We start from the raw sequence: 24068 nt of genomic DNA on the forward strand, positions 1-24068 counted from the left end.
TCTACATCGGTACACCTAGCTTGCAGGCACCGGCGCATCTCCAGCAATCAGCTTTTCTGCTTTCAGCTCTTTCCAAAAATCTGCAGGGATCTTTATGTCGAAAGATTTTGCATTTTCAATAGCCTGTTGGGCGCTGCTTGCTCCTGGGATGACCGCTGAGACTACAGCTGGTGCAGCAGCAAACTGTAATGCCGCCGTACGCAAATCCACCGCGTGGTTTTTTGCGACCTGCTTAAAGGCCTGGAGTTTTTCCTTAACCCCCGCCGGGAATTTTCCGCTGTATAGGTAGCGATCTTTCCCTGCCAAGAAACCGGCGCATAGCGGCGCACCGACAACAATAGAAGCATCTTTTTCCGCTACTTTCGGAAAAACCTCATACAAATCTGCCTCGTGTTCTATCAAGGAATACTGGCAGGCAGAAAGAAATATATCAGCATCGGCCACCTCGAGTGTTTTTAAAATAGGTTCTATTGTATTTACGCCTAGTCCCCATGCCTTGATAAGGCCCTCTTCACGCATTTTCGTAAGTTCTTTCATCGCGCCACTGGCGGCCTCAGTGAAGTAGGTTGTCCAATTGTCTTTCATACCACCATTATCCGGAGAAAGGTCATGAATATAGACAATGTCGATCGATGACAAACCTAATCGTTGTAAGCTGTCCTCCACACTCTTTCTTGCGCCAGATGCACTATAGTCGTAACGGTATTTGAAGTTCATTTTTCCTTCCCAGAGCAGGCCATCTGCCTTAAAATTTTCTTGCGGTTCTAGTATGCGGCCTATTTTTGTGGAGATGCTGAAGTCCGCTTTCGCTTTGTCTTTTAAAAACATCCCCATGCGGCGTTCACTAATTCCTAAACCATACCAGGGTGAGGTATCGTAGTGGCGTATCCCCGCATTCCAGGCAGCCTCCATCGTTTGTAAGCAGGCTACATCTGAATGCTCCTGGAAACCATTGCCTAAGGCAACGCCACCAAAGCCAGCTTTATGCGCCGGTCGGAAGCGCTTAAAAAGCGCTGGCGGTTGTGTTGTTATCTTATTCATCGTATTTGCTGATAGGCCAGCAGGAAGGGCTCCTGCGAGCGCCATGCTAGCAGAAGCCAATGCAGCTTGCGTTAAAAATTTTCTTCTTTCCATAATATCGGAACTTTAGGTGCTACTGTTAGCACATCAGCTAGTCAACAAATGAACTCGACCATCAGTTTTGATGAAAATGAATTTGTTGCTGCTAACGAACGATGCCATGACCATTCACTTTATATTAAAGCTCCTGCTCATGGCATCGGATAGATAGGTGCTGCTGTCCGTCAGCACGCAGGTGTTACATTAAAAGTTTGCCCTGTCAACGTCCCACCATAATCTTGTACCCCCATTGTCGCTTCCACCTAAAAGACCGATGGCCTTTTGAACTTCCGCAGCGTTGGTGTTATATTCATTTAAACTGAAAGGGATTCTTCGGATCTGTACTTGCGTATCGATCAACCCACCGCTATTGTTCTGCGCAACAGGGAAGATTCTCGGATATCCTGTACGTCTAAATTCTGACCACGCCTCTTGTCCCTCAGGAAATAATGCCAACCACTTTTGCGTCATGATCCGCTCTAGTTTCTGTTCTTGGTCACTTCCTTCGTTCCATTGGATAGTGATAGTCGATGGGCTATCCGCATTATTCCGACTGTTGTTGGGGTCTACGTAAGCGATAGGAGTGTTGGTGCTATTTTCCATGTAAGCAGCAGCACCTGTAGCTCCCCACTGTTCGAAAGATGTCTGGATACCGCTTTCGTATAAGCTTTTCGCTGTACCGCCAGTACTCGACCAACCGCGCAGTGTAGCCTCAGCGCGCAAGAAATAGACTTCCGCTGCGGTCATCAACGTCATTGCGGTAGACGGCGAAAATGAAGGTTCTGCGCCATCTTTGAAGTTGATGGTCGAATAGTTTGCGTAGGTTTCCTTCACTAGACCGACAGCACCCGCACGGATCCCTTTGTAACCGGTAGCGCCTGCGCCAGTAGCTCTATCGATATATTTCGAAATGCGCGGATCCTGGTATCCCACAAGGTAAGACTCCAGTGAAGCATTGATATTGATATCACTCCAATTGCTGGAAATAAAATTTAATGGGTTTAAAAAGCCCGCTTCCTCGTCGATACGTACTCTTGCATTATCTGCATTAGACTCTAAAAGGTAGCCGCTATTTAATGATTTTTCTGCTTGTTGCTGTGCAAGGCTAGGGTTGACCTTAACGATGCGCATCGCCAGACGTAATCTTAACGAATGCACCAGCTTTAACCATTTGGTGAAACGGACGGTATTTTCGTTACCGCTATAAATCAGGTCAATTTCGTCTAGATTTGGCGGCAGCTCTTCCCGATTCGTTCCATTCACATACGCCTCTAGCAGTGCCTGCGCTTCGTCAAGTTCTGTGAAGAATTGGTTGTATATAGCCTCCTGCGAGTCGTAAGGAATACTTGTTGTTGTATTCTTCCCCACGATGCTGTAAGGGATGGGACCATAGATATCCGTCACGCGGCTTGTTGCCAACACTTTGATAGCAAGCACAGACCCCCACAGTGCAGGATATGTTTCCCGTAAATTTGTCTGTTCTAAACGGTTGATCGGACCTAATGCGCTAAGGTATAGCACTTTGAAAGCCTCCGTATTCCAGCCATTCACCAGTGCATAATTGGTGTTATTCTGTCCGCTGTTGAATGGGTTTGCACTCATAAAGTAACCGCTGTACACATCGGCCATCAAATTTTGTTGCAATTGGTAGGAGTTTGGCTCTCCGCCACCGGAGAAATTCAAGATGGCACGCTGGGCACTGGTAAAATACAGCCTTAGATTTTCCGCATTAGGCAAAAGATCTTCCGGCGTAACACCGATATTGTTCGTGTTGAGGTCTTCGAAATTTTTTGTGCAACTAGCGAAACCGATAGTAGCGCTAATCGCAAGCGCAGCAAGTGGTAACTTGTAGCTTGTGTATTTGTTATTGAATTTAATTTTCATTGGTAGGTTGTTAAAAGTTTACATTTAGGGATAGCCCGTAGCTGCGACTTGATGGCATCATAAAGATGTCGATTCCGCTTAAGCCGTTTCCGGTAGACATCGTTGTCTCCGGGTCAAATGGCGCTTCTTTATATAAGAAAAACAGGTTACGCCCTGTAGCTGCCACGCGAAGTCCTTTGACATATTTACTGTCTAACTTAAAGTTGTACGATAGGGCGATTTCACGCATGCGGATAGCTGACCCATTATACATGTAATTGCTGGTAACTGGGGAAACACCGCCAACAGATGTATACCAAGCTTGCGCCGCCGCCGTTGTTACGGCCTCACCAGTTGGCGATACGCCATTTACAGCAACACCTCCCGCATCACGCGCTGCTCCAGTACGCGCAGAAACGCCATAACTATCCATCACCGATTCTGTAATAGAAAGGACGTCATAGTCAAACTTGCCATCAATAAGGAAGTAAAGGCCTAAGTTTTTGTAATTGATGGTATTGCTCCATCCCATTTGCCAGCGTGGGTTCGCGTTTCCTAATTTTACAAAGTCAGAACTTCTAAGCGGTATGCCATCCTCACTGAAAAGGATACGGCCTTGCTCGTCGCGGGAAAAATCAACACCGTAGATATCACCGAAAGATCCACCTACCTCAAACCTAGATGCATAGCCGCGGTTCTCTCCGGTGAGTGAGAAATTTGGAACGGCATCGTCTAATTCGATAATCGTGTTTTTATTCGCAGAGAAATTTACTGCTGTAGACCAGTTGAAATTTTCACCGCGGATAGCATCGTAATTTACCAATAACTCAACACCTTCGTTTTGAATGTCACCGGCATTTATCGCATAGGTTCCAAACAAACTAGCCTCGCTTGCCGCAATTTCGAAATATTGGTTTGTTGTATTTGTTTTGTAATAGGTAAAATCGATACCTAACCTGTTATTGAACATTTTTAGCTCTGTACCTGCCTCGATGGAACGCGTTATTTCAGGTTTCAAAGGAACTAATGAGGTCACTGTATTGATGGTGATATTTCCGAAATTACCCAGTGTATTCAAAAGTCGTGTTTTGTAGGGAGGCAAATCGTTACCAACTTCAGCCCAAGAGCCGCGAATTTTCATGAAATTAATAAAATCAGGAAGACCTAATTTCTCATGGATATTCGCACTAAGTCCTACCGACGGGTAGAAAAATGATGGTGTATTGGTGAACGCCAACGTGCTCGACCAGTCGTTTCTTGCGGAAAGATCCAAAAACATCCAGCCATCGTAATCAAAGTTTGCACTTGCAAATACGGATTGAAGTTGTCTCCGATTATTGGCTTCTGTGTTAGTAATAGGCGTCGTCGTATTTTGCATAGCAAATACGTTAGCTGTACGCAATCCTGTAGCTCCTGTGTTAAAAGACATACCTTCGGTGTTCCAATCGGTGATACTGGTACCTACAAGTCCATTAAATTTTAGCTTATCGGTAATATTACCGTTGAAGTTTGCGATAAAGTCTGCATATTTTTGCGTGATGGTGATTTTTGAATAATTATAGGCACCATTTGGACGTGCGATAATAGACTGTGTACCGGCGAATATCTTCCTGTCGAAAACATCCGTCGTGCGGTCCATGCTTCCACGTGCTTGTAAGCTTAGCCAATTGTTTACGTTGAACTTCGCACTTCCGTTTAAGATAAGCCGTGATTTGTCTGAAGTAGACGTATTTCTGTTTTGGATCCACCAAGGATTTTGCTGCGTTGTCTCGCTATCGCCAAGGGAGTGCCAGTTCTGTACATACTTGTTGGTCGCAGGATCGAAAGTTTCAAAGGTTTTGTAATCATTCAGGTTTAAGCTTCTCGGGAAAAGATAAAGTCCTACAATAGGATTAAAGTAAAAGCCTGTCAACGGTGAATTTTGCAGATCTTGCTGTATATAGTTAGCGCCACCTTGTAATGTCAAACGATCGTCGAAAAAGTTAGCCGTTTGTTTCATGTTGATGTTGTGTCTATTCAACTTATTTTCCGGCAGCAGGCCTTTGGCCGATGTATTAGCATAAGAGATATACGTTTGCATATGCTCGTTTCCTCTTGATAAACCAATGGAATTAGTGAAATTTGTTCCATTTTGGAAAAACGAACCCACTTGATCGCCTCCGCCGCCAGCGGTATTTGCACCCCAGCTAGTCAGGGCATTGGTGTTCTGTCCATCTGCTCCACGTCCATAATTGTTTTGAAACTGCGGCAAAACTGCAGGCGTTTCGATCTGCGCACTGCTGGAGAAGTCGATTGTAGTGCGGCCATTTTTTCCTGATTTTGTGGTGATAAGGATAACTCCATTTGCGGCTTGGCTACCATATAATGCCGCCGCTGACGCCCCTTTCAGGACAGACATACTTTCCACATCGTCCGGGTTGATCAAGGCAACAGGGTCGCCCGGGTCCCGCTCACCGCCGAACATATTGCCCGGCTGAGCGCCAGAGGAACTGTTGTTGATAGGCACACCGTCGATGACGTAAAGTACCTGGTTGTTTCCAGAGGCCGATTTGTTTCCACGTAAAACAACCTTTGCGGATCCACCAATACCAGAGGAAGAGGACGAAATGTTAACCCCCGCAACTTTACCGTTGATATTGTTGATCATGTTTGTCCCTTTCGCCCGCGTAAGTTCCTCTCCCTTCAATTGTTGCGTAGAGTAAGTAAGGGATTTTTGCTCACGGCTGATCCCCAAGGCGGTAACTACGACCTCATCCAGTTTGGTGTCTACAGCGACAAGAAAGATGGATAGCGTATCGCGATCCGCAAGCGGCACTTGCTGGCTTTCATAACCTACAAAAGTAACTTGCAGGTTTGCCGTGGCAGCGTCTACAGCTAAGCTGAATGATCCTTGATCATCTGTCAGGGTACTGTTGGTACGGCTGGCGCCGCTAACGCTTGCTCCCGCAATGGGAGCCAAGGTACTACCGTCTTTTACGATACCTCTAATGGTACGCTGCTGGGCAAAGGCCTGACCAAAGAGCAAGGTAGTGAGCACAACAACTGTTCCGAACAGCCGTGTACATCGTACGAGTGATTTTTGTCTCATAAAGAATGATTAAGCAATGCTTAAAGTGTTAAGTGAAAGTGTATATAAGTCGTTTTAATTTAAATTCTTACGATTTGATACGGAATGCAATTTATTAACATGTTTTGTAAAAAAAATGTTAAAAGTAAACTTCAAAAAAATTTGTTGTCACAACATGCTATTTTTTAGTTGCTTAGGAAATTGTCAAATCCTAAACCTCGATTGTATCGATTTTGTTTTGTAACATTTTATTTTTTGTAGAACCATCCCGATTAGCACCTGTTATATTCAGCGTATGAAAACTGTATTTTCTATGCTTATGCTATTAACAACGTTATTGGGGCGCGCCCAGTCGCATGGCGAGCTTATTGAAATTTCTTCACAATTTTCTTTTACAGAGGGGCCAACAGCAGATTCTTTGGGAAATATTTTTTTTACCGACCAACCAAACAACAGTATATGGAAGTATGATACAGCGGGGAAGTTATCGCTATTTATGCAACCAGCCGGGCGATCTAATGGTATGTTTATAGATAAGGAAGGTTTTATAATTTCATGTGCAGATGAAAAAAATGAATTATGGCGTATACATCCCGTATCAAAAGCGGTTGAAGTACTTGTTACTGATTACGGTAATAAAAAGCTAAACGGACCGAATGATGTTTGGGTATCCCCTAATGGGCTCATGTATTTTACAGATCCATTTTATGATCGCGACTATTGGCAGCGTGGAGGTAGCGAACTTCCGCAAGCTCTGTACATGTTGCATCAGGGTAAATTACATCAGGTAGGCGGGCAGTTTGAGAAGCCTAATGGTATAATCGGCTCGCGGGATGGAAAACACCTCTTCGTGGCTGATATTGGCGCAGATAAAACCTACATCTATGATATTGATGATGAGGGCAAGCCTGCGAACAGAAGACTTTTCTGCGATAAAGGGTCGGATGGTATGACGATTGATGATAAAGGAAATATTTACTTAACCGGAAAAGGTGTGTTTGTATATAATAAAGATGGCCAGCAAATCCGCCACATTGCTGTACCGGCTGAGTGGACTGCAAACGTCTGTTTTGGTGGGACCAACAATGCTTACCTTTTCATTACGGCCTCGGAGAAAATCTTTAAAATTTATCCGGACTGGTAGGCGATTGCATCTCGTTTTCTCATTTTTCGAAAGTGGGCACTTACTTTTTATAGCAAGTTTTTTGTTATGTATTTGGAAATTCGCTGAATTCAATGTACAATTGCATCGCCTCTTTCGTCTTATTAAATGGTTTTAGCGCGTTTTTTTTACGAAAGAGGTATCGATTGGGGGAACTTCTGTAGATGATTTTCAGGTGGGCGGACGCACGGATGGCGGAGGCTTGCTTCAACGGGTCACTTCCCAATAAGCACTTTCGATTAACTTACTCTTTTGCTAAACAACAGTGTGTTTTTTTGCGCGTAGATGGTACATGGGATAGCAAAATGCTATGAAATGATTACCACGGCGCCGCAAAAAAACTTTGATAATTGACATAACAAAGATGCAAACGACAACAACGACTAAACAGAACTACCTCGTTCCCCTGATTACCATCACAGCATTATTTTTTATGTGGGGCTTTATTACCTGCATGAACGACATTTTAATACCTTATCTTAAACAGCTTTTCTCATTGACGTTCTTTGAGTCCATGCTGGTGCAGTTTTGCTTTTTCGGGGCTTATTTTATTGGATCGTTAATCTATTTCCTATACTCTACCCTGGTGGAAGACCCTATCAATAAAGTAGGATATAAGAAAGGGATATTATTTGGTATCTTTCTGGCTGCTGCAGGCTGCGTATTGTTTTACCCTGCCGCGAGCCTTTCCTCTTATCCCCTCTTCTTGGGTGCGCTTTTCGTGTTGGGCTTAGGTTTTACCGTATTGCAAATTACGGCAAACGCCTACGTGTCGCTTTTAGGTCCTGAGGAGTCTGCTTCTAGCCGTCTAAACATGACGCAAGCATTTAACGCTTTCGGAACTACTATAGCACCAGTTTTGGGTGGGCATTTAATTTTCGAATTATTTTCATCGCCAGACGGTAGTTTTAGCGCCGTGGCAACACGTCTGCCTTATCTTATCTTTGGCGGCATCTTATTGCTTGTCGCGCTGATGATTTCTCGCGTGAAGTTGCCTTCATTCCAAACCGATGATTCTACGCCAGTGAAAGGCTGGGGCGCCTTGAAATTTAAGCACCTCTTGTATGGTGTAGGCACTATGTTTTGCTATGTAGGTGGCGAGGTTGCCGTGGGGAGTTTTATTATTAGCTTTTTGGAACTTCCAGAAGTGATGGGCTTTACCGAGGCGGTGAGTAAAAACTATCTTGCTTTGTATTGGGGTGGTGCGATGATCGGACGGTTTCTTGGTGCGATCTCGTTAAGCCAAGAAATTGCTGAAGGAAAGAAAACGATTTACATGCTATTGACCGCACTGGCCGTGTTCCTGGTTATATATGGTGTTGTGAGCCTTAGTTTCTCTGAAATTTCTTTCTTCCTTGGTTTTATAGCACTCAATTTCATCGCATTCATGATTGGTAAATCGGCTCCGGCAAGAACCTTAGTGGTGTTTGCGACTATAAACGTATTCCTATTAGCTTCGACGATACTAAATACAGGTATTTGGGCGATGTATAGCGTGCTTGGCATCGGAATTTTTAACTCCATTATGTTTTCAAATATCTACACCCTATCTATCGCCGGACTGGGGAAATATACCAGCCAAGGATCGTCCTTAGTGGTGATGGCAATTCTGGGCGGCGCTATTGTTCCTATTGTTCAGGGCTATTTAGCAGATAAGATCGGCGTGCAGGATTCCTTCATCATCCCAGCACTATGTTATGTAGTAATTCTAATATTTGGGATCTACTGCCTGCGAACATTAAGCCAGGTTAAAATAGATGGATCAGTAAAATCAGGACATTAATACTAAAAAGATAGCCGCGAGCTATCTTTTTTTGTTTTTGGCAGCATGCGCAACAACCTAATCAGCCAAGTGATGAAAAACTTCAACAACTGGAAACTTTTATGTCTTATCGTCATCATCTTGTCGAGCAATATTGTTCTTCAAGTTTCCTGCTCCAGCAGTAAGGCCATACGTTTGACTGAAGAGCGCGACAAGCTTCAACAGTTAGCTGCTAAACAGTTTTCCAACGATGTGGATGAATTTAATAGTTATGCGGATCGGCCAGCGCCTGACGGCGCGTTTGATGCCGGTAACAACAAAGACTTTTTGCTAGAAAATGCGCCATCATTCATCTGCTCTGATCAGCATATTAACAGGGTGTATAACTACCGCTGGTGGATGGTGAGTAAGCATTTAAAAGAGTATGCTGACCCAGAAGACCAAAAGAAGTATTGGGTGGTAACGGAGTTTTTTGGGGTAAAGCCTTGGGCTTCCCGTAGTGGCGCAATAACGTGTCCGGCCGGACATCAATTTTACGATGTTCGCTGGCTTCGCGATCCGAAATTTTTAAAATCGTACGCAGATTACTTTATGTCGGGCTCAGCCGCCCGATTGAATCAGCGGGAAAATGGTAATTTCCTTACCTATTTAAGTCGGCCGGAAAGCCATCATTTTTCCAGTTGGATGATTGATGGGGTGGATGCGTATCTACGTGTACATCCGGATGCGAAATGGTTGCATGGCATTTTACCCGATATGGAGCGTCATCAGGCGGTTTGGGATAGTCTGTTTACGGTAAAAGCGGATCAATCAAAAACACAAGGCCTATATAAAATTTTGGATCTCTATGATGGCATGGAATTTAGCCTTTCGGCGGTCTTGGGGCTTATTGAAAGCAAGGGCGCCTATGCGATGTATACGCCAGCTAGTTGGAAGGAATATTACTTAGGTTGGGAGACTACTGCTAAAGCTGCTGACTCGCCACAAGCCTCGGCTTATCCACAGGCTTACCGGAAAGGCTATCCAGACTTTTATCTGGTACGTCCATCTGTAAATAGTTACGCTTATGGCAATATCAAGGCTTTAAGCAGCCTGTATAAATTAGACGAAGGAAAATATAAATCAGCCTTTAAAGTAAGAAAGTCTGACATGTATGCGCAGCGTGCAACCACCTTGCAGACGAAGGTGATGGATGTGCTTTGGAATACAGAAGACCAGTTTTTTAACACGTACAGTGCTGGCGACAATGCCTATGGGGTGCGCGATTTCGAGGCGCGAGTACGCGAATCTGTAGGCTACAGTCCGTGGTATTTTAATATGGTTCCTTCTGAGGATGCTTCCGCTTATGCAGCTGCTTGGGATATGCTAGCATCCGATAAAGGATTCAATAATAAACGGGGCATGAGTACCGCCGAGCGGCAACATCCCTATTACAACGAGCAAGCCTATGCTTGGAATGGGAGGGGCTGGCCCTTTCAAAATTCTGTGGTTTATAAGGCCTATGCAAACTATTTGCGCAACTATAAACGTGAAATCACAGATGCGGATCGTTCTCTACTATATGAACATATAGAAAAACTTACGCAGTTGCATAATCCGGACAAACCAAATATCGGTGAATGGTACATACCGACAGACGGGACGGAATTTGGCGGTGAAAAGGACTATTTTCACTCGACTTATCCAGATATTATTATTGAAGATCTTTTAGGCTTTAAAGCGTTACACAAAAACCAATTTGTGATCGAGCCTCTACTACCAGCAGGCGAATGGGATTACTTTTATTTGGGCCGCATTCGTTACCATGACCACGATGTGGACATTGTATGGAAGAAAGATTGGGACGAAGCAAAGGCTGGCAATCAAAGTGTGCTCTGCGTGTGGGTCGATAACAAATTAGTAGCAACAAGTAAATCGCTCAACAAAAAACTTACCGTGAAGCTTTAAAATCTATCCGCAGAGGCAGCCATGAAGCAAAAGCGGATTGCTATTTCAAAACGCCCATTAAAATTTATTTTCGCATTTACTTTATCCTTCCAGTGCTGGCAGGCAAACGAAATGTTTGGGGATGCGGGGCGGGACAAAGCCTAGAAATCATATCGAAATCGCATTTTAACGGTTTCGATTTTATTTCAGCTTTGACAAATATTTGCTCTGCGAGGATATGGCTTGTGCGCCAAGTACATGAAGGAAACGAAGAATTTTGGTCACTTTTGCCCCCAAAAGTAATGCCATGCCGCGGCGAGCGGCGGATGGGATTGGGGGCTGGAATATTGTATCCAAGCAAATCTATCACTGCAATTAAAAGTATCTTAATAATAATTTAATGTATTGCATACCAGCTGTTTTGGAGATGATGGCTATCTTTGATCAGCTTTAATATTAATCCATATGGACACGCTATATCTATCCAAAGGAGCAGCTCATGTACATTCGTTTGCTGCATCCCATTCGCAAACTGACTTGCGCGAGCCTGTGCACGCCAATGGCCTCGAAGCGCTACGTAAGAGATCTTATGAACTTCTAAATAAATTTCGCACTAGCTGGAATGAGCTAGAATATCAGGAATGGTGCGCTATCCAGCGGATTTTACATAAATCGTTGTAATTATTCCCGCATATTTTTCAAGGAATGCATCTTGCGATATACCTGCATCGATATTTTTTCGTTATTATTATAGGTGTAATAACCGATACTTTTAACTAATTAACAACTAATGCTGTTACCTATCATAATTAGAACGTGTATATTCTTCTTGGTTACGGGATGTTTTGGTTGTAAAGAAACGCGTTATCAGCTGGCATCTGCGACATGGCAACATGTGCACCGGCATTATCCCACTGTCAAACCTACTTGGTTTAGCGAGATTGAGCAAGAGATGCATCTTCTTCAAGGAAAAGAAGTAAAATTGCGGGGGCGCCTTGTGTATGAGTATGACGCCGCCGCGATTTATCCATTTAATGATCCATCGGACTTCAAGCCTGTTTCGCTACACGTCGATAAGCATGAACTGCATGCCTTTCTATTAGAAAACGACAAAGCACTGGTGATGATCACAGGAACCCTAGATACTATGGGGTACTATGACAAGCGCGAGTATAGTTGTTTGATAAAAGATATTGTGCAGGTGGATGTAAGCCACATTGCTATACAATAAGGCCCGCGAAGGACTTCTTTTTAAATTTACTGTGCCACTTTTTCTGTAGGTCGCTTCGTTCTATTTCAATACTATTTCAGTCGCTTCGGTCTGTGAAATTCCGCTGATTGTTCCGCTATTATACAGTAAGCTGTAGGTTCCCGGTTTTTCAAAATGATAGCCTTTCGACAGGGCAAAACGAACACTGTCTTGCGCTCTCGGAGCGAGCGTATGGTATGTTTCTTCTGGTGGCGGCATGATACGCCGCGTCATGGCACCAATGTAGGGCACTTCTGCTCCGCTCGCATCCGTGATGGTTAGAAAATTACTCATGAAGCCTTCAAAAGGTGTATGGTATTGTGTAAAGCGTAAGGTGTCAGGCGTCGGATTGGAAACAATAAATAACACAGAAATGCTGTCTTGCAGGCGATAATCTGGATTAGCTTGTATGGTTGCAACCAATGCAGTATCTGTGGCGACCGCCGTAGTGTCTGTTGTCGCAATCTTTGCATCTTCCGTTTTTTTCGTTGACTGGCAACTGGCCAAAGTAAGCAAGATTCCAGCAAATGCGGCCAAGGTATAGGTTGATATGTTCATTGATTTATTTTATTAACTAAGGTATAGGCAACGATCGAGCCAAAAGTCCCTATTGCTATTTCGAATCACCTAATTTAGTAAAGCCCTTTCCGGTCCATAAAAATTTCTCTTCCGTTCTACTGACTTTGTATGTAATCTCTGCTAACGCGTCAGTTGTCTCCACGGCTTCTCCATGTTCTATTAATTTGTAGATAACGTTCGCTTCCTTTCTGTGCTCTGTGGGAAAGAGGATAGACTCCTCATAATAAAAAATGCCCGCGTCGCTTACAGCATATCGCTTCGGCAAAGCAAAAAAATTAGAACCGTTCCATCCGGCGTAATAATAATCGGTCGGGATGCCACAAGCCTCTCCGGAAAATGCAATACGGAAAATATGTCGTAGATCCTTCAGTCCCATGTTGGGCAGAAGTTTTGCATCCATGTAAGATTGTCCGGCATACGGCATCTCAAACTGGTGTTTGCCGATAAGCGCATTTTTTGCGTTTAGCAGTTTAACGGAACAAATATATCGATCAGCTTTATTGCCGTCAGAAGGGATGAATCGGTCAAAACCGTAGAGGTACACATTACCTTGGGCATCTTGCTGTTTGCCTAAAGAGAGCAAGCCAATCCATATAAACCCTTTCTTAATGTCATTGCCTATTTTGTAAGCGACCTGATGCCAAGGCGCATAAACCCCCTTAATTTTGTTGCCATTATATGCGGGGCTTAAAATAATGAGCATACTGCCTGCCGGCAAGGAATCTAGTACGGTCCCATCTAGATTTGGTTGATCTCTTACATAAGCATTTTCTGCGAAGATATAGGTTGTATCAGAAACGGATAGTCCCCAAAGATTATATTCGTCGGACAATGTATACGCGGTGGGTCGCTCTTGGCAATACGCAAGGTAGGGTAGGAGCAACAAAAAAAGATGAATAATACAGTATCTCATGGTCTGTTCGAATAAATAAGCAATAGCACAGCGTACAAATTTAACAGTTTGCCTAATCCATTGTTTCCCTGAAAGTAGTGATATTTCAATTTTATATAGAACCGAATTTGCGGCCTTAAGGCAATAAAAAAAGGTTTTCAAACGGGGAGAATGAAAACCTTTAGCTAACCAATTATAAACCTAAATTATGATGATACAAATATAGTGTGTTTTATACACTAAGTGCAAATATTTTTTAAAATATTTTTATTTCTTTTTCCTATCTTACGGCAACATAAAAGTCCAAACGATGTTTACATTATCTGATATAAACACAGCTCATGGAAAAGTAAAGACAGGAGCTGATTTTCCGCAGTATGTGCAAGATTTGATTTCCTTAGGCGTGCTATCTTACGAAGTGTTTGTTGCCGATGGTCATACTACCTATTTCGGCGCAAAAAGCTATACCGTTGCTGATTCGGCTAAGCATACCGCGTTGACCATAGCAGGCAGGTATGCATCTGACGATTTTGTTACGGCATTGAAGGCGCATCAGCGCGGCGATACCGATTACCCAAGGTTTTTAAGCGACTGCGCCAATAGTGGGGTGCATAAGTGGGTGATGGATTTGCAAAAGTTGACTTGTTCCTATTACGACATCGGGGGAAACGAGGTATGGACGGAGAGAATCGCTGAAGGCGATAGATAATGTAAAATGTAGTCAATAATATAGCTGAAATATCCAAGAGAGATATTCCAGATGAGTATGAAAACACAAATAACATATATATGAAAATTAAATTTGTAGCAGCCTCCCTTCTGTTTGTGGGAATGAGCATGATTGGACAGGGAAGCTTTGCGCAAGGCTCTAAAGCCAAAAAGGAAATTGGGTTACAATTGTATTCCGTGCGCAGCATGATGGGGAGCCATACCGATCCAAACGCGTACAATGCGAATTACGCAGCTGTCTTGGATAAACTTGCTAAAATGGGTTATACATCCGTGGAAGCAGCAGGATATCGCGATGGTAAATTTTACAATACCACTCCAGAAGTTTTTAAGAAGAACGTAGAAAAGGCAGGTATGAAAGTCCTTTCTTCGCATGCTGCAAAACCGCTGTCCAAAGAAGAGCTAGCCTCGGGGAATTTTTCGGAGTCACTCGCTTGGTGGGAGACGACCATTTTAGCGCATAAAGCTGCGGGCATGAAGTATATCGTGACACCTTGGTTGGACGTCCCTAAAACCATGGCTGATCTCGCTACAGAATGTCGCTATTTGAATGAGGTAGGCAAGCTTGCACGCAAACACGGTATTCAATACGGATACCATAACCATGCCCATGAGTTTCAGAAGGTCGAGGATAAGGCCGTGATGCTGGATTACATGATCGAGAATACCGATCCAGAAAATGTATTTTTTGAAATGGATGTGTACTGGACGGTGATTGGCAAAGCAAGCCCTGTAGACTACTTTAAGAAATATCCAGGACGTTTTACAGCCCTGCACATTAAAGACCATCGCGAAATTGGCCAAAGCGGTATGGTAGGCTTTGACGCGATATTTAAAAACACGGATGTAGCGGGTGTGAAGCACATCTTTGTTGAAGTGGAAGAGGTTTCAGGCGATTTGGAGGCCGGGTTGAAGCAAAGTATCGACTATTTATTGGCGACGCCATTTGTAAAAGCTACGTACGCGAAATAAGGAATATGCTGAGGCCTGAAGCGTTTTGTGGGGGCGGTATATAATTAAATCGGGCTCTTGCGCATGCTGCAAGAGCCCGATTTTATTTAATGAAACGACAAGCTTAATGCTGTTTCCACCATTTCTCCCAGTCTGTTTTTATCTCGGAGAGATGTACCTGCTCCCCAATTTTTGGCGTTACGATAGTTAGTGATTCCGCTTCTGCCAAGGTGCTTACTTGCTCCAAAGGATCATACCAGGGGTGTTGTGCCAATTTGAATTTAGAATGATGCACGGGCATAAATGCTTTGGCACGAAGCTCTTTTGCCTCTTGGATTATTTCCGGCGGTAAGGAGTGTATGTAAGGCCAACGCTCATTGTATTGTCCGCACTCCAGGATCGCCAAGTCAAAAGGGCCGAATCGCTCACCTATTTCTTTGAAATGCGGCCCGTAGCCGCTGTCGCCGCCTAGAAATAAATTTTTATCTGGCGTTTGCAGCACGAACGAGGTCCATAAAGAAATATTCCTGGTCAGGAATCTCCCGGAGAAGTGCCGTGCAGGGGTGAGGGTAATTTTAAAGCCGGGTGCTATAGCAAGCTCCTCGTACCAATTTTTCTCCACGATCTTTTCTGCTGGCCATCCCCAGTAGATAAAATGTTGTGCTACGCCCAAGCCGCACACCACAAGTTTCACTTTTTCTTTAAGCAAACAGATGGTACCATAGTCAAGATGGTCCCAATGGTCGTGGCTTATCAGTAGCACGTCGATATCGGGCATGTCGCTCGCTTTAAATTCGTCGGCGCCGGCAAAAGCCTTCACCGAACCAAAAACAGGCGACGCATTTCCGCTAAAGACGGGGTCGATGAGGAAGGTTTTTCCGGATAGCTGCATGAAGTAAGAGCTGTGTCCAAACCACAGCAAAAGATCCTGGTCTGCTGCCAAGCTCAAGAGATCTGTCTTTACACTGGGGATAGGAACACGAGGTGTGGAATCCAGGTGCTTGCCAAAGAACTCTAAAAGCAGCTTCCCCATGCTTTCCCCTTCTAATAGAGCTGGCGTAGGAATCTGATTCTGAAACTGCCCGTCTTTATAATTATCCAGCGTTTTAAAATAGGCTTTTCGCTGCTGATCTGGAAATTGCCCAAACATCTTACTTAACTTCATGCTATACGATATGTGTTATTGTTAGGTAGACGGCTATCGTGCGCTTTTACTTTACCTCCACCATAATTTATTGTGCCTGCACTTTATGTTTGTTATTGTGCGGTGGCATCTAACAGGATGTAGGCATGGTCAATGAACTTATAAAATGGAGAGCTCGGTGTATTTTTTGGTATTTTGTTAAATTGATGGCCTAAACGGACAATAATTAGCTCGTCTTCAGGAACCACAATAACGAACTGCCCAAGATGTCCATCCATATAAAAATATGGCTTTCCATTAAAATTGCCGAGCCACCAACTGTACCCGTAGTTTTCACCATTTTTGAACCTCGGTTTCAGCGATTCTGAAATGTAATCGCTAGAAAGCAGTTGTTTGCCGTTCCACTTTCCACTTTGACGGTACAGTTTTCCAAATCTCGCAAAATCCAACGCATTGCTCGCTAAGCAGCAGTATGCTTTCTCCATACCTTTTTCTTCGCTGTCTACTTGCCATAGGGCTTTTTGTTCGGCGCCCATCGGTTTCCAAAAATACTCGGCGAGTAGGTCGCTGAGGGATGCGCCCGTGGCACGCTGAATAGCGATGCCTAAGAGCTGGGTATCGCCACTTTGGTAACTAAATCGTTGGCCGGGTTTACCATTGATAGGTAAATCAGGCAAGACGCCCACTAAATCTTTATCGAAATACAGTTGGGTAACGATGGAAAAAGGACTGTAATAGCTTTCATCCCATTTCATTCCGGAACTCATGCTGACAAGATCGCGGAAGGTCAGTTCTTTGGCGTACGGGCCAACGATTTCTGGTACAAAGTCGATGATTTTTTGATCCAGGCTTTTAATCTTTCCGGTTTCGATAACCTTTCCCAATATAGCAGCAACGACACTTTTTGCCATTGAAAACGAGTTGGACTTGGAATCACGGCTATATCCGTCGAAATAATGCTCTAAAACAATGCTGTCGCGATGTATAACGACATACGCAACGGACTTCTCCCGGTCATGAAATTGAATCATACTATCCGGAAGCTGTATCTTCTCGGGATATTCTGCCCAAGGTTGTGGGGTGGAAGTTTCGACGGTGTGGTTATCGAAATATTCGTAATCTGCTAGATAGGCTGTTGTATGTCCGTTGAAATAGGTGACGCGGACGGCCTTCAAGATATAGTCTACCTTGAAGATATATGCTAAGGCAATAACGAAAAGGATAACACCGGCTGTCCAGCCCAAAAATTTTAATATTGATCGCATAGTATCTTTTTTTTTAAATCTGTGTGTGGGCAAAATGCCCGTACGTATGTGGTGCTGCTATCGATTGTAGCAAGACTACTTCGATACCTGGATGCTCGAAAGCAGCATTTTGCTTTCATATCGCATTGCAAAGCAAAATTTAGACAAACCTAACATAAGATCCCTTTTTTGTAAAACAGCATTTTCATCGAATTGTTTGATAACTAGTCATCACCTGCCTTTCGACGGAAATTTAGTAAGTCGTTCCATAACGCTGCGTCTACCGCGCAAGGCCGTCTGCCTTTTTTGCATTTCCAATAAACGCAGCCAGTCTCTCCAACCTACCCCTTAAAAACTCTGCGCTGAACCTTCGCCGTAGCTTGCCCATCGTTGCTTGTTTGACCATAACCGTTAATATTCTGTTCTGATCCCAAGGTACAGATGGAGTTTTTAAGCTGTGTCCAAAATGTCTAAAATGACAAAAGATGTCTTGAAAAGTCTAAAATGTCTTAATTTGTATTATGTATCTGATTTTTAGTTGTTTGTGGCTGTTTGGTGTTTTTGAATTTTTATAGGTATGTATAGCGGAAATGGCATCGTTTCGGTTTAAAGTTTGCGGACTATTTCTGCTTGGTGATTGTGGGTATGCCATTGTTTTCAAATATGTGCAGAGCTTGGCAGAGACTTATATATGTTGTCACGCTGTATGCGCGGGATTAACGCTGTTGACCTGGTTAAATGCACCTTAAAGAATATCCGTAACAAAAGACTGGAATATAACCGGTCAAAAACAAAAGGCGGCAGAAAGGAAAATGCCTTTTATCATCGCTGGTGTAGCTTACCGTTAAAAAAGGTGCCGAATTTTGGTTAGAAGCAATTTGACCACACAAACCTATGTAGATAAGGACGTGCAGAAGAAAATCACCAGGGTGTCAATTGGGGTTAACCATCTGGAAATCCTGACCTCAGAAGATGATGGCGAATAGAATCCAAAAGTCCCCTCGGGGGCTTTCATCATTCAGTGGGATATCCTATAAACTTTTAATCAATGTTTTATCAATTGCTGCTGCCAGTTTTTCCTCTACTTTGTATTGAGCTGCATACTGAGGCCAGCTGTTGATCGAGGCTTGAACCTCATCAATTATCTGTTCGGGTTTACTGATTGAGTTCTGCTTGGCAATTTCCAGAAGATCTTCCTTGATTATATTTGCCCGCTTTCCATTTATGCTCAGGTTGTGTTGGCTTACCCAATCACTATCTGGCCGGTAAGCGTAACAGATGTCATACGCTGGTGCTAAAGTCCATTTGCCGTCGGGATGCATCAGGAATGCAAAGTTTTTGGTGTGATCGTCACAGTTTTTTGCCAGTACATTAAACACCATCCTACGGAACATCTGTTCGGCTTCTGCGTAGGTTAGTTTTAGCTGACGCATGGTCTGAAACAATTGCTCATAGCTATAGCTCAGTATCTGATTAAAGTCGTAGTGGGCTATTGCGCACAAAGTCTGGGTGTGTAATTTTTTGTTGCCGCCGATTCTGTCGAAGCGCTTTGTCATAAAGTGGGCACGGCCTTCTTCTTCGATAAGCCTCGACTCCATCATATCCAATCCGGCGGAGGTCGCCATTCCGTAATAAGCCATTTCTACTCTTCCATAACCATGACTTGCACCAAATTGTGTGTCATTTACGCCGTCAAATTTCAGTAACCAATGTTCAAAGCCTTTAGCCAAGGTTTGACCTGATCTTATTTCTCCGGTTTTTTCATTGTAGGCAATGATTGCTTTTGGTCGGGCCCCGCCGGCCGAAGTTCCCATTTTCAAGACTTCCAGCAATACGTCCCGCATTTCATCATCGGTATGTGTCCGTAAAGCTTCCTTATTGTTCAGCAACTTTTGCGTTGTTTCTATTAAACTAGAGATTTCCAGTGTATGCGATTTTGTTGTTGGTGCGATTGATGGCTCGAATTCTAAGGCACCCATACCTCTTGTTCCAATGAAACACAGTAATTCTACCGGGTTCAGTGATCCTTCAGGTCTTCCGTTCTGTGCTAACCAAATATTGATCAGGTCAGTTCCATATCTGTCAGGGAGCACATCTGCCAATAGCCCAGGTAAACCTTTGAAAGTCGGCTTACCCCTGAGCTCCGGGAAAGAAAAGATCCTTTTCACTAATGGCATTTTAATCGGGGCAATGGCCAATTGAGATTGGATGAATTTCGTATCGTATTCGAAAGATGCTATTTGTTGCTTTTCATCCCAGGCAACTGCACCTACCAGTTTCCCCCATAACTTAATATATGCAGTTCTTACCATCCTAATTCTTCTTCTGGGTTTTCTTTCGCCCTGAATGCCCGTTTACGTTTTTTCTGTTCCTCTTTTGCTAGCAGCATTGGACTGATTTGCAGTTCTATTTTAAATCTGTCCAATACGTATAGTGCATCCAGCATCCGTAAAATTTTGATTAAATTGAGCAAAGAGATACTTTCTCCCCGTTCTATCAGACTCAATGTAGACCGGCTTAGGACTGCACGGCTGGCCAGCGAATCCTGGCTAATGTTTTGTTCAACTCTTTTCTCTTTGATAAACTCACCGATCTGTTTCAATACTGAAATGTCACTATTAGCCTGCATGTATGAAATATCATTCATAATTCGTCTTTTTATAGTTTATGTATGAAATATCATTCAAATATATGAAAATTTTGTTAAATACATTTATGTGTGAAAATTCATTCATTAATAGAAATAATATCACATTATGAATGAATTTTCATACACACATAATTAGGCTTGATTTTCCTGTAAGTAAGTAGATCAATGGTTTTACACGCAATCTGAATGGAGAGGGCTTTGCAAAGTTTGTTAGCAGGATTTTTCACTAACCATGCTTCAAGAAGGTCTGCTTTAACGGTATGTCCGGAACACAATTCTCCCATATACAGTTTGCCGTTTATTTGGTCGCAATTTTCCGGGTCTTGCTTGTAGATCGAACACCTAGCCTCCTCAATGATATAACTGATACTATGAAAGTACATATTCGGGAATAAAAGTTTCTCGCAGCTGGCAAGGCGATCTAGAAATCCAGTTGCCGGATCGGCATTTTGCAGCGGGTAGTTCCCGGTTACCAGCCCCTAAAAAGTTTGCGCATAAACCAAGTTTCCCCAAGCTTCAGCCATTTTATCTTTTTTTAGGTTGACCAGCATCTGTAGTTTATACTGCACCGCGAAGGGAGCCAACAATACAAAAAATCGGGTTTGCCTCTGCCTCCACCTGCTGACTAACAAATTTTGTTTTTAATTCAATCAGGTCTACAATATAGCTCTGGATTACGGTTGTTTTCCTTTTCCCCAAAACGCAGAAAAGACACACTCTCTCACGCCTTCGTGATCTTGCTGGGATTTGTTCCGTCGCGTATCCCCATACTCCATTCCGGAACGAGAGAGTTTATTCCGTCCCACAATCCCCGCACGCAAGGCTGCAATGAGCGTCGCATAGTTCGAGCCCAAGGGTTCTCATCCCAACGCACAAAAAAAAGCCCAATCTTTCGATTGAGCTTTTATGGGGGTACGTGCTGCGTTTTGAGCTTGTCCAAAAAGAATTAGGAGGTGCCAACTTCAACATGTTTTAGCAGCACATACTTTGTGTCTTAGATAGCTAAACATTCAACAGGTGGAAAAAACTTATAAAGCTAGTTTGTTTCCACTAAACATCCCTTCATCGCTGTACTGCGCATCTTTTTTTATTTCGAACAGGATCAGATCACTGTCGGATTTTGCTTTGATAAACACATTATCTCCCAGAACTACGCTGTCGCCTTTTGTAAGTAACTCATTTCCGATCTCAATATTTCCGTTAAAACAATAAAGAAAATAGACACTATCATCCTTGTTATCTGGAACTTCAATGGAGGTGTCTTCACGTAATCTGACATCGGAAATATTCGTATCAACTCGCAACTTTAATGGTGCATCGGGATGGCTTCCTGCAATAAGTCTCCAAGCGTTTTCACTATACACATTGGCAAATTGATGGAACTGAACCATTGGCGGTAAATCATTTTCAGAAGGTCGCATAAAGATCTGTAGCATTTCTACATCTTCTTCAGCACGTTCTTCGTGTGAAATGCCGCTGCCGGCATTCATAAGCATCATGTACCCATTGTTAAGGTGCTCTTCCTGTCCCGTGCTGTCTCGATGAACCATCTTACCCGAACGCATATAAGAAAGTATCTCATCATCCCGATGAGGATGCATGGGAACTAGCCCCGGGGGCTTGAATGATGCGTGGTCAATTCGCCCAATGGACAAAAAGCCAGTATCCTTATTGTTCAATTTTGTTCCTGGGTATAGTATACTTATCTGAAAAAGATGATTCCCATGGGTGTGCTTTTCTGAAGCTCTTATGATTTTCATAACCTGTTTTTTAATTACATCAAAAGATGCGCGTTGTTAAACAATGAAAGGGGAATGTTCCAACCTTATTTTATTGATAGTTTAAAATTCCAATCAGTTTTTGGCCGTTCGGACTTGTCCAGTCGATTGCCAGCTCGGAAATAATCTGATCTACCGTTGTGATCACTGCTCCTGCTTGTCTCATTCTTTTTAATGCCAAGTTATCACCGTACTGCGTGTAAAATGCCGATGCATCGGCAGACACTTGAACTTCATAGCCTTCATCTAACATTTGTAGAACGGGAAACGTAACACAGATCTCCGTTGTAATCCCAGCTACAAATAGCTTTTTTCTACCTACAGCTTTTACAGCATTATTGAAACCTTCGTGATGCATCGCGTTTACGATTCCTGGTCTTTTAACACGTGCTTCATAAGCCCCGGGTAAAATCTCCTTTAACTCGTCAATGAGCGGCCCTTGCGCATGATCTTCCATGCTTGATGTTAGAATCACGGGTAAATTGAGCGCTTTCGCAATTTTCGCCAGTTTAATAGTGTTTTGCTTCACTAAATTGATATCATGCGAATGTGTCCAAGCCATTGTTCCTACTTGATGATCAATAAGCAGCATGGCTGCGTTTTCTGGGGTGAATGCATTTTTGTGCATAGTAAATGTTTTTAAATTAATATTATTTTGTTTATTTACATCAGCTTTATGACTGCTTAATGTATAAAACAAAATTACGTGTACTGTTTTTATTTGAACGTTGACATTTGACACAAAAAAACAGTGATAAATGTCAATTTTAGAAATTAATTTGCATTTATCGCCTTACTTGTTGATCTCATATTCCATTGTTTGTATTAATACGCGCCATTTACGGAGTGCGAGATCGCCAGGTTTTCAAGGTAAACACTATGCCTTCCTTCCTTCCTTCCTTCCTTCCTTCCTTCCTTCCTTCCATCGGTAACGATAGGCTCCTTAGCTGCTCATCATTGCATGGCGCTTTGAGCAGTCTCTATCTACTTGTAGAAATATTCAGCTTCGATAGTGAAAAATTTTTAAATTTGATAGATTGTGTGCCTTAACAGCTTTCAAAAAACAGATGTACAAACTACTTTTTGATTATATCGAACGTTATAGCGATTCAAGTCTTTCATCGGAAGAAAAAGAACAGATTGAGTCGCTGCTCGTACCTAAAAAACTAAGAAAGAAACAATATTTCCTGGAAGAGGGCAATGTTTGTCTGTATACAGGTTTTATAGTAAAGGGAGCTATCCGGCAATTTAGTATAGATAGTCATGGCATTGAATATATTCTTCAACTGGCTACAGAAAACTGGTGGATCGTTGACCGGCAAAGTTTTATCAACCAAACCCCGTCAAAATATTATATTGAAGCTTGGGAGAACACAGAATTGTTGGTTTTGCCTAGACATAACCTTGATTCTTTCCTAGCGATTCCGAGCGTGAAAGCGACATTTTGGAAAATGAGTGAAAACAATCATATCGCTTTGCAAAGCCGGGTTGATGATTCGATAAGCCTCAGTGCGCTGGAACGTTACGAAAGTTTTGTCGACCGTCATCCGGACATGATTCAACGGTTTCCGTTGCACCAGATCGCTTCCTATTTGGGAATATCAAGGGAAACATTGAGTAGGATTCGGAAGAAGAGCCTGCGCTAGCTTAGGCCTTCTGTTCGAATCCCCAAAACGCAGAAAAGGCACAATTTCTTGTGCCTTCGTGATCCCGCTGGGATTGGCTCAGCCCCGCATGGCCCAAACTTAACCCTGAACCTTCTTCGGATCAAACCCAGGCCAACCCTTCTGTTCGAATCCTCAAAACGCAGAAAAGGCACAATTTCTTGTGCCTTTGTGATCCCGCTGGGATATGTTGCGTCCCACTCAGCCCGCACACAGCGCCGCAACGAGCTCCGCAGTGTTCGAACCCAAGGGTTCTCATCCCAGCGCACAAAAAAAGCCCAATCTTTCG

General features: G+C 43.2%; 21 protein-coding genes. 9 read left to right on the forward strand and 12 right to left on the reverse strand.

Annotated features, from left to right (window positions below; genetic code table 11):
- Positions 1-15: 15 nt before the first annotated feature.
- From DI53_RS13440 to DI53_RS13450, 3 genes are all read right to left on the reverse strand, one after another.
- Positions 16-1134, reverse strand: coding sequence for an aldo/keto reductase (locus DI53_RS13440; protein ID WP_037500504.1), 1119 nt, complete (start codon positions 1132-1134; stop codon positions 16-18).
- Positions 1135-1323: 189 nt separating this feature from the next.
- On the reverse strand, positions 1324-3003 hold the full coding sequence (locus DI53_RS13445) for a SusD/RagB family nutrient-binding outer membrane lipoprotein (RefSeq protein ID WP_037500508.1): 1680 nt from the start codon (positions 3001-3003) through the stop codon (positions 1324-1326).
- Between the two features lie 10 nt (positions 3004-3013).
- Positions 3014-6070 carry a SusC/RagA family TonB-linked outer membrane protein gene (locus DI53_RS13450; RefSeq protein WP_037500516.1) on the reverse strand — a complete coding sequence of 1019 codons (3057 nt, stop codon included), beginning with the start codon at positions 6068-6070 and terminating at the stop codon, positions 3014-3016.
- Positions 6071-6344: 274 nt separating this feature from the next.
- Here DI53_RS13450 and DI53_RS13455 point away from each other — a divergent pair, with 274 nt between their 5' ends.
- The 5 genes from DI53_RS13455 to DI53_RS13480 all read left to right on the forward strand — a co-directional run bounded on the left by DI53_RS13455 (position 6345) and on the right by DI53_RS13480 (position 12130).
- Positions 6345-7193: an SMP-30/gluconolactonase/LRE family protein gene (locus DI53_RS13455; protein WP_037500526.1), complete on the forward strand. Its 849-nt coding sequence runs from the start codon at positions 6345-6347 to the stop codon at positions 7191-7193.
- A gap of 382 nt (positions 7194-7575) precedes the next feature.
- Positions 7576-8994 (forward strand): sugar MFS transporter, encoded by a 1419-nt coding sequence (locus DI53_RS13460; RefSeq protein WP_037500529.1) that lies wholly within the window; start codon positions 7576-7578, stop codon positions 8992-8994.
- A 45-nt stretch (positions 8995-9039) separates the two neighbouring features.
- A complete protein-coding gene (locus DI53_RS13465; RefSeq protein WP_117624891.1) occupies positions 9040-10920 on the forward strand; it encodes an MGH1-like glycoside hydrolase domain-containing protein in 1881 nt (626 codons plus the stop codon).
- A 444-nt stretch (positions 10921-11364) separates the two neighbouring features.
- The gene (locus DI53_RS13475) at positions 11365-11580 is read left to right on the forward strand and encodes a hypothetical protein (RefSeq protein ID WP_037500535.1); all 216 of its coding nucleotides are present in this window, start codon (positions 11365-11367) and stop codon (positions 11578-11580) included.
- Between the two features lie 109 nt (positions 11581-11689).
- A complete protein-coding gene (locus DI53_RS13480) occupies positions 11690-12130 on the forward strand; it encodes a hypothetical protein (protein ID WP_037500537.1) in 441 nt (146 codons plus the stop codon).
- Positions 12131-12190: 60 nt separating this feature from the next.
- On the opposite strand, the gene DI53_RS13485 is transcribed toward DI53_RS13480, so the two are convergent.
- Both DI53_RS13485 and DI53_RS13490 read right to left on the reverse strand, forming a co-directional pair.
- Positions 12191-12706: a hypothetical protein gene (locus DI53_RS13485; protein ID WP_037500540.1), complete on the reverse strand. Its 516-nt coding sequence runs from the start codon at positions 12704-12706 to the stop codon at positions 12191-12193.
- A gap of 55 nt (positions 12707-12761) precedes the next feature.
- Entirely contained in the window at positions 12762-13640 is an 879-nt protein-coding gene (locus tag DI53_RS13490) for a hypothetical protein (protein ID WP_037500542.1), read from the reverse strand.
- A gap of 289 nt (positions 13641-13929) precedes the next feature.
- Here DI53_RS13490 and DI53_RS13495 point away from each other — a divergent pair, with 289 nt between their 5' ends.
- Together DI53_RS13495 and DI53_RS13500 are read left to right on the forward strand one after the other, a co-directional pair.
- Positions 13930-14328 (forward strand): DUF1398 domain-containing protein, encoded by a 399-nt coding sequence (locus DI53_RS13495; protein ID WP_037500544.1) that lies wholly within the window; start codon positions 13930-13932, stop codon positions 14326-14328.
- Between the two features lie 80 nt (positions 14329-14408).
- Positions 14409-15320, forward strand: a complete 912-nt coding sequence (locus DI53_RS13500) for a sugar phosphate isomerase/epimerase family protein (RefSeq protein WP_037500547.1) — start codon at positions 14409-14411, stop codon at positions 15318-15320.
- A 103-nt stretch (positions 15321-15423) separates the two neighbouring features.
- On the opposite strand, the gene DI53_RS13505 is transcribed toward DI53_RS13500, so the two are convergent.
- The gene (locus DI53_RS13505) at positions 15424-16464 is read right to left on the reverse strand and encodes an MBL fold metallo-hydrolase (RefSeq protein WP_037500551.1); all 1041 of its coding nucleotides are present in this window, start codon (positions 16462-16464) and stop codon (positions 15424-15426) included.
- Positions 16465-16556: 92 nt separating this feature from the next.
- Positions 16557-17708 carry a serine hydrolase domain-containing protein gene (locus DI53_RS13510; RefSeq protein WP_037500554.1) on the reverse strand — a complete coding sequence of 384 codons (1152 nt, stop codon included), beginning with the start codon at positions 17706-17708 and terminating at the stop codon, positions 16557-16559.
- Between the two features lie 842 nt (positions 17709-18550).
- Between DI53_RS13510 and DI53_RS20705 the strand changes: the two genes are divergently transcribed.
- Positions 18551-18673: a hypothetical protein gene (locus tag DI53_RS20705; RefSeq protein WP_275041045.1), complete on the forward strand. Its 123-nt coding sequence runs from the start codon at positions 18551-18553 to the stop codon at positions 18671-18673.
- Positions 18674-18718: 45 nt separating this feature from the next.
- On the opposite strand, the gene DI53_RS13520 is transcribed toward DI53_RS20705, so the two are convergent.
- The 4 genes from DI53_RS13520 to DI53_RS13545 form a co-directional block, all read right to left on the reverse strand.
- Positions 18719-19999 carry a type II toxin-antitoxin system HipA family toxin gene (locus tag DI53_RS13520; RefSeq protein WP_037500572.1) on the reverse strand — a complete coding sequence of 427 codons (1281 nt, stop codon included), beginning with the start codon at positions 19997-19999 and terminating at the stop codon, positions 18719-18721.
- Positions 19993-20334 carry a helix-turn-helix domain-containing protein gene (locus DI53_RS13525; RefSeq protein ID WP_037500580.1) on the reverse strand — a complete coding sequence of 114 codons (342 nt, stop codon included), beginning with the start codon at positions 20332-20334 and terminating at the stop codon, positions 19993-19995. The genes DI53_RS13520 and DI53_RS13525 overlap by 7 nt, the downstream gene beginning before the upstream one ends.
- A 1031-nt stretch (positions 20335-21365) precedes the next feature.
- Positions 21366-22097 carry a pirin family protein gene (locus DI53_RS13540; protein ID WP_037500589.1) on the reverse strand — a complete coding sequence of 244 codons (732 nt, stop codon included), beginning with the start codon at positions 22095-22097 and terminating at the stop codon, positions 21366-21368.
- A gap of 70 nt (positions 22098-22167) precedes the next feature.
- Entirely contained in the window at positions 22168-22743 is a 576-nt protein-coding gene (locus tag DI53_RS13545) for an isochorismatase family protein (protein ID WP_037500600.1), read from the reverse strand.
- Positions 22744-23182: 439 nt separating this feature from the next.
- Between DI53_RS13545 and DI53_RS13550 the strand changes: the two genes are divergently transcribed.
- Positions 23183-23761 (forward strand): Crp/Fnr family transcriptional regulator, encoded by a 579-nt coding sequence (locus DI53_RS13550; RefSeq protein WP_037500592.1) that lies wholly within the window; start codon positions 23183-23185, stop codon positions 23759-23761.
- On the opposite strand, the gene DI53_RS20575 is transcribed toward DI53_RS13550, so the two are convergent.
- The coding region (locus tag DI53_RS20575) for a hypothetical protein (protein WP_206538036.1) at positions 23758-24068 on the reverse strand (311 nt) is incomplete at its 5' end. The two genes, DI53_RS13550 and DI53_RS20575, sit on opposite strands and share 4 nt — an antisense overlap.

It is taken from the genome of Sphingobacterium deserti, assembly GCF_000757725.1.
GTDB classification, from domain to species: Bacteria; Bacteroidota; Bacteroidia; order Sphingobacteriales; family Sphingobacteriaceae; genus Sphingobacterium; species Sphingobacterium deserti.

Coding starts and splice junctions, on each gene's coding strand:
- DI53_RS13440 (WP_037500504.1), bottom strand. CDS start 1,134: ATGGAAAGAAGAAAATTTTTAACGCAAGCTGCATTGGCTTCTGCTAGC.
- DI53_RS13445 (WP_037500508.1), bottom strand. CDS start 3,003: ATGAAAATTAAATTCAATAACAAATACACAAGCTACAAGTTACCACTT.
- DI53_RS13450 (WP_037500516.1), bottom strand. CDS start 6,070: ATGAGACAAAAATCACTCGTACGATGTACACGGCTGTTCGGAACAGTT.
- DI53_RS13455 (WP_037500526.1), top strand. CDS start 6,345: ATGAAAACTGTATTTTCTATGCTTATGCTATTAACAACGTTATTGGGG.
- DI53_RS13460 (WP_037500529.1), top strand. CDS start 7,576: ATGCAAACGACAACAACGACTAAACAGAACTACCTCGTTCCCCTGATT.
- DI53_RS13465 (WP_117624891.1), top strand. CDS start 9,040: ATGCGCAACAACCTAATCAGCCAAGTGATGAAAAACTTCAACAACTGG.
- DI53_RS13475 (WP_037500535.1), top strand. CDS start 11,365: ATGGACACGCTATATCTATCCAAAGGAGCAGCTCATGTACATTCGTTT.
- DI53_RS13480 (WP_037500537.1), top strand. CDS start 11,690: ATGCTGTTACCTATCATAATTAGAACGTGTATATTCTTCTTGGTTACG.
- DI53_RS13485 (WP_037500540.1), bottom strand. CDS start 12,706: ATGAACATATCAACCTATACCTTGGCCGCATTTGCTGGAATCTTGCTT.
- DI53_RS13490 (WP_037500542.1), bottom strand. CDS start 13,640: ATGAGATACTGTATTATTCATCTTTTTTTGTTGCTCCTACCCTACCTT.
- DI53_RS13495 (WP_037500544.1), top strand. CDS start 13,930: ATGTTTACATTATCTGATATAAACACAGCTCATGGAAAAGTAAAGACA.
- DI53_RS13500 (WP_037500547.1), top strand. CDS start 14,409: ATGAAAATTAAATTTGTAGCAGCCTCCCTTCTGTTTGTGGGAATGAGC.
- DI53_RS13505 (WP_037500551.1), bottom strand. CDS start 16,464: ATGAAGTTAAGTAAGATGTTTGGGCAATTTCCAGATCAGCAGCGAAAA.
- DI53_RS13510 (WP_037500554.1), bottom strand. CDS start 17,708: ATGCGATCAATATTAAAATTTTTGGGCTGGACAGCCGGTGTTATCCTT.
- DI53_RS13520 (WP_037500572.1), bottom strand. CDS start 19,999: ATGGTAAGAACTGCATATATTAAGTTATGGGGGAAACTGGTAGGTGCA.
- DI53_RS13525 (WP_037500580.1), bottom strand. CDS start 20,334: ATGAATGATATTTCATACATGCAGGCTAATAGTGACATTTCAGTATTG.
- DI53_RS13540 (WP_037500589.1), bottom strand. CDS start 22,097: ATGAAAATCATAAGAGCTTCAGAAAAGCACACCCATGGGAATCATCTT.
- DI53_RS13545 (WP_037500600.1), bottom strand. CDS start 22,743: ATGCACAAAAATGCATTCACCCCAGAAAACGCAGCCATGCTGCTTATT.
- DI53_RS13550 (WP_037500592.1), top strand. CDS start 23,183: ATGTACAAACTACTTTTTGATTATATCGAACGTTATAGCGATTCAAGT.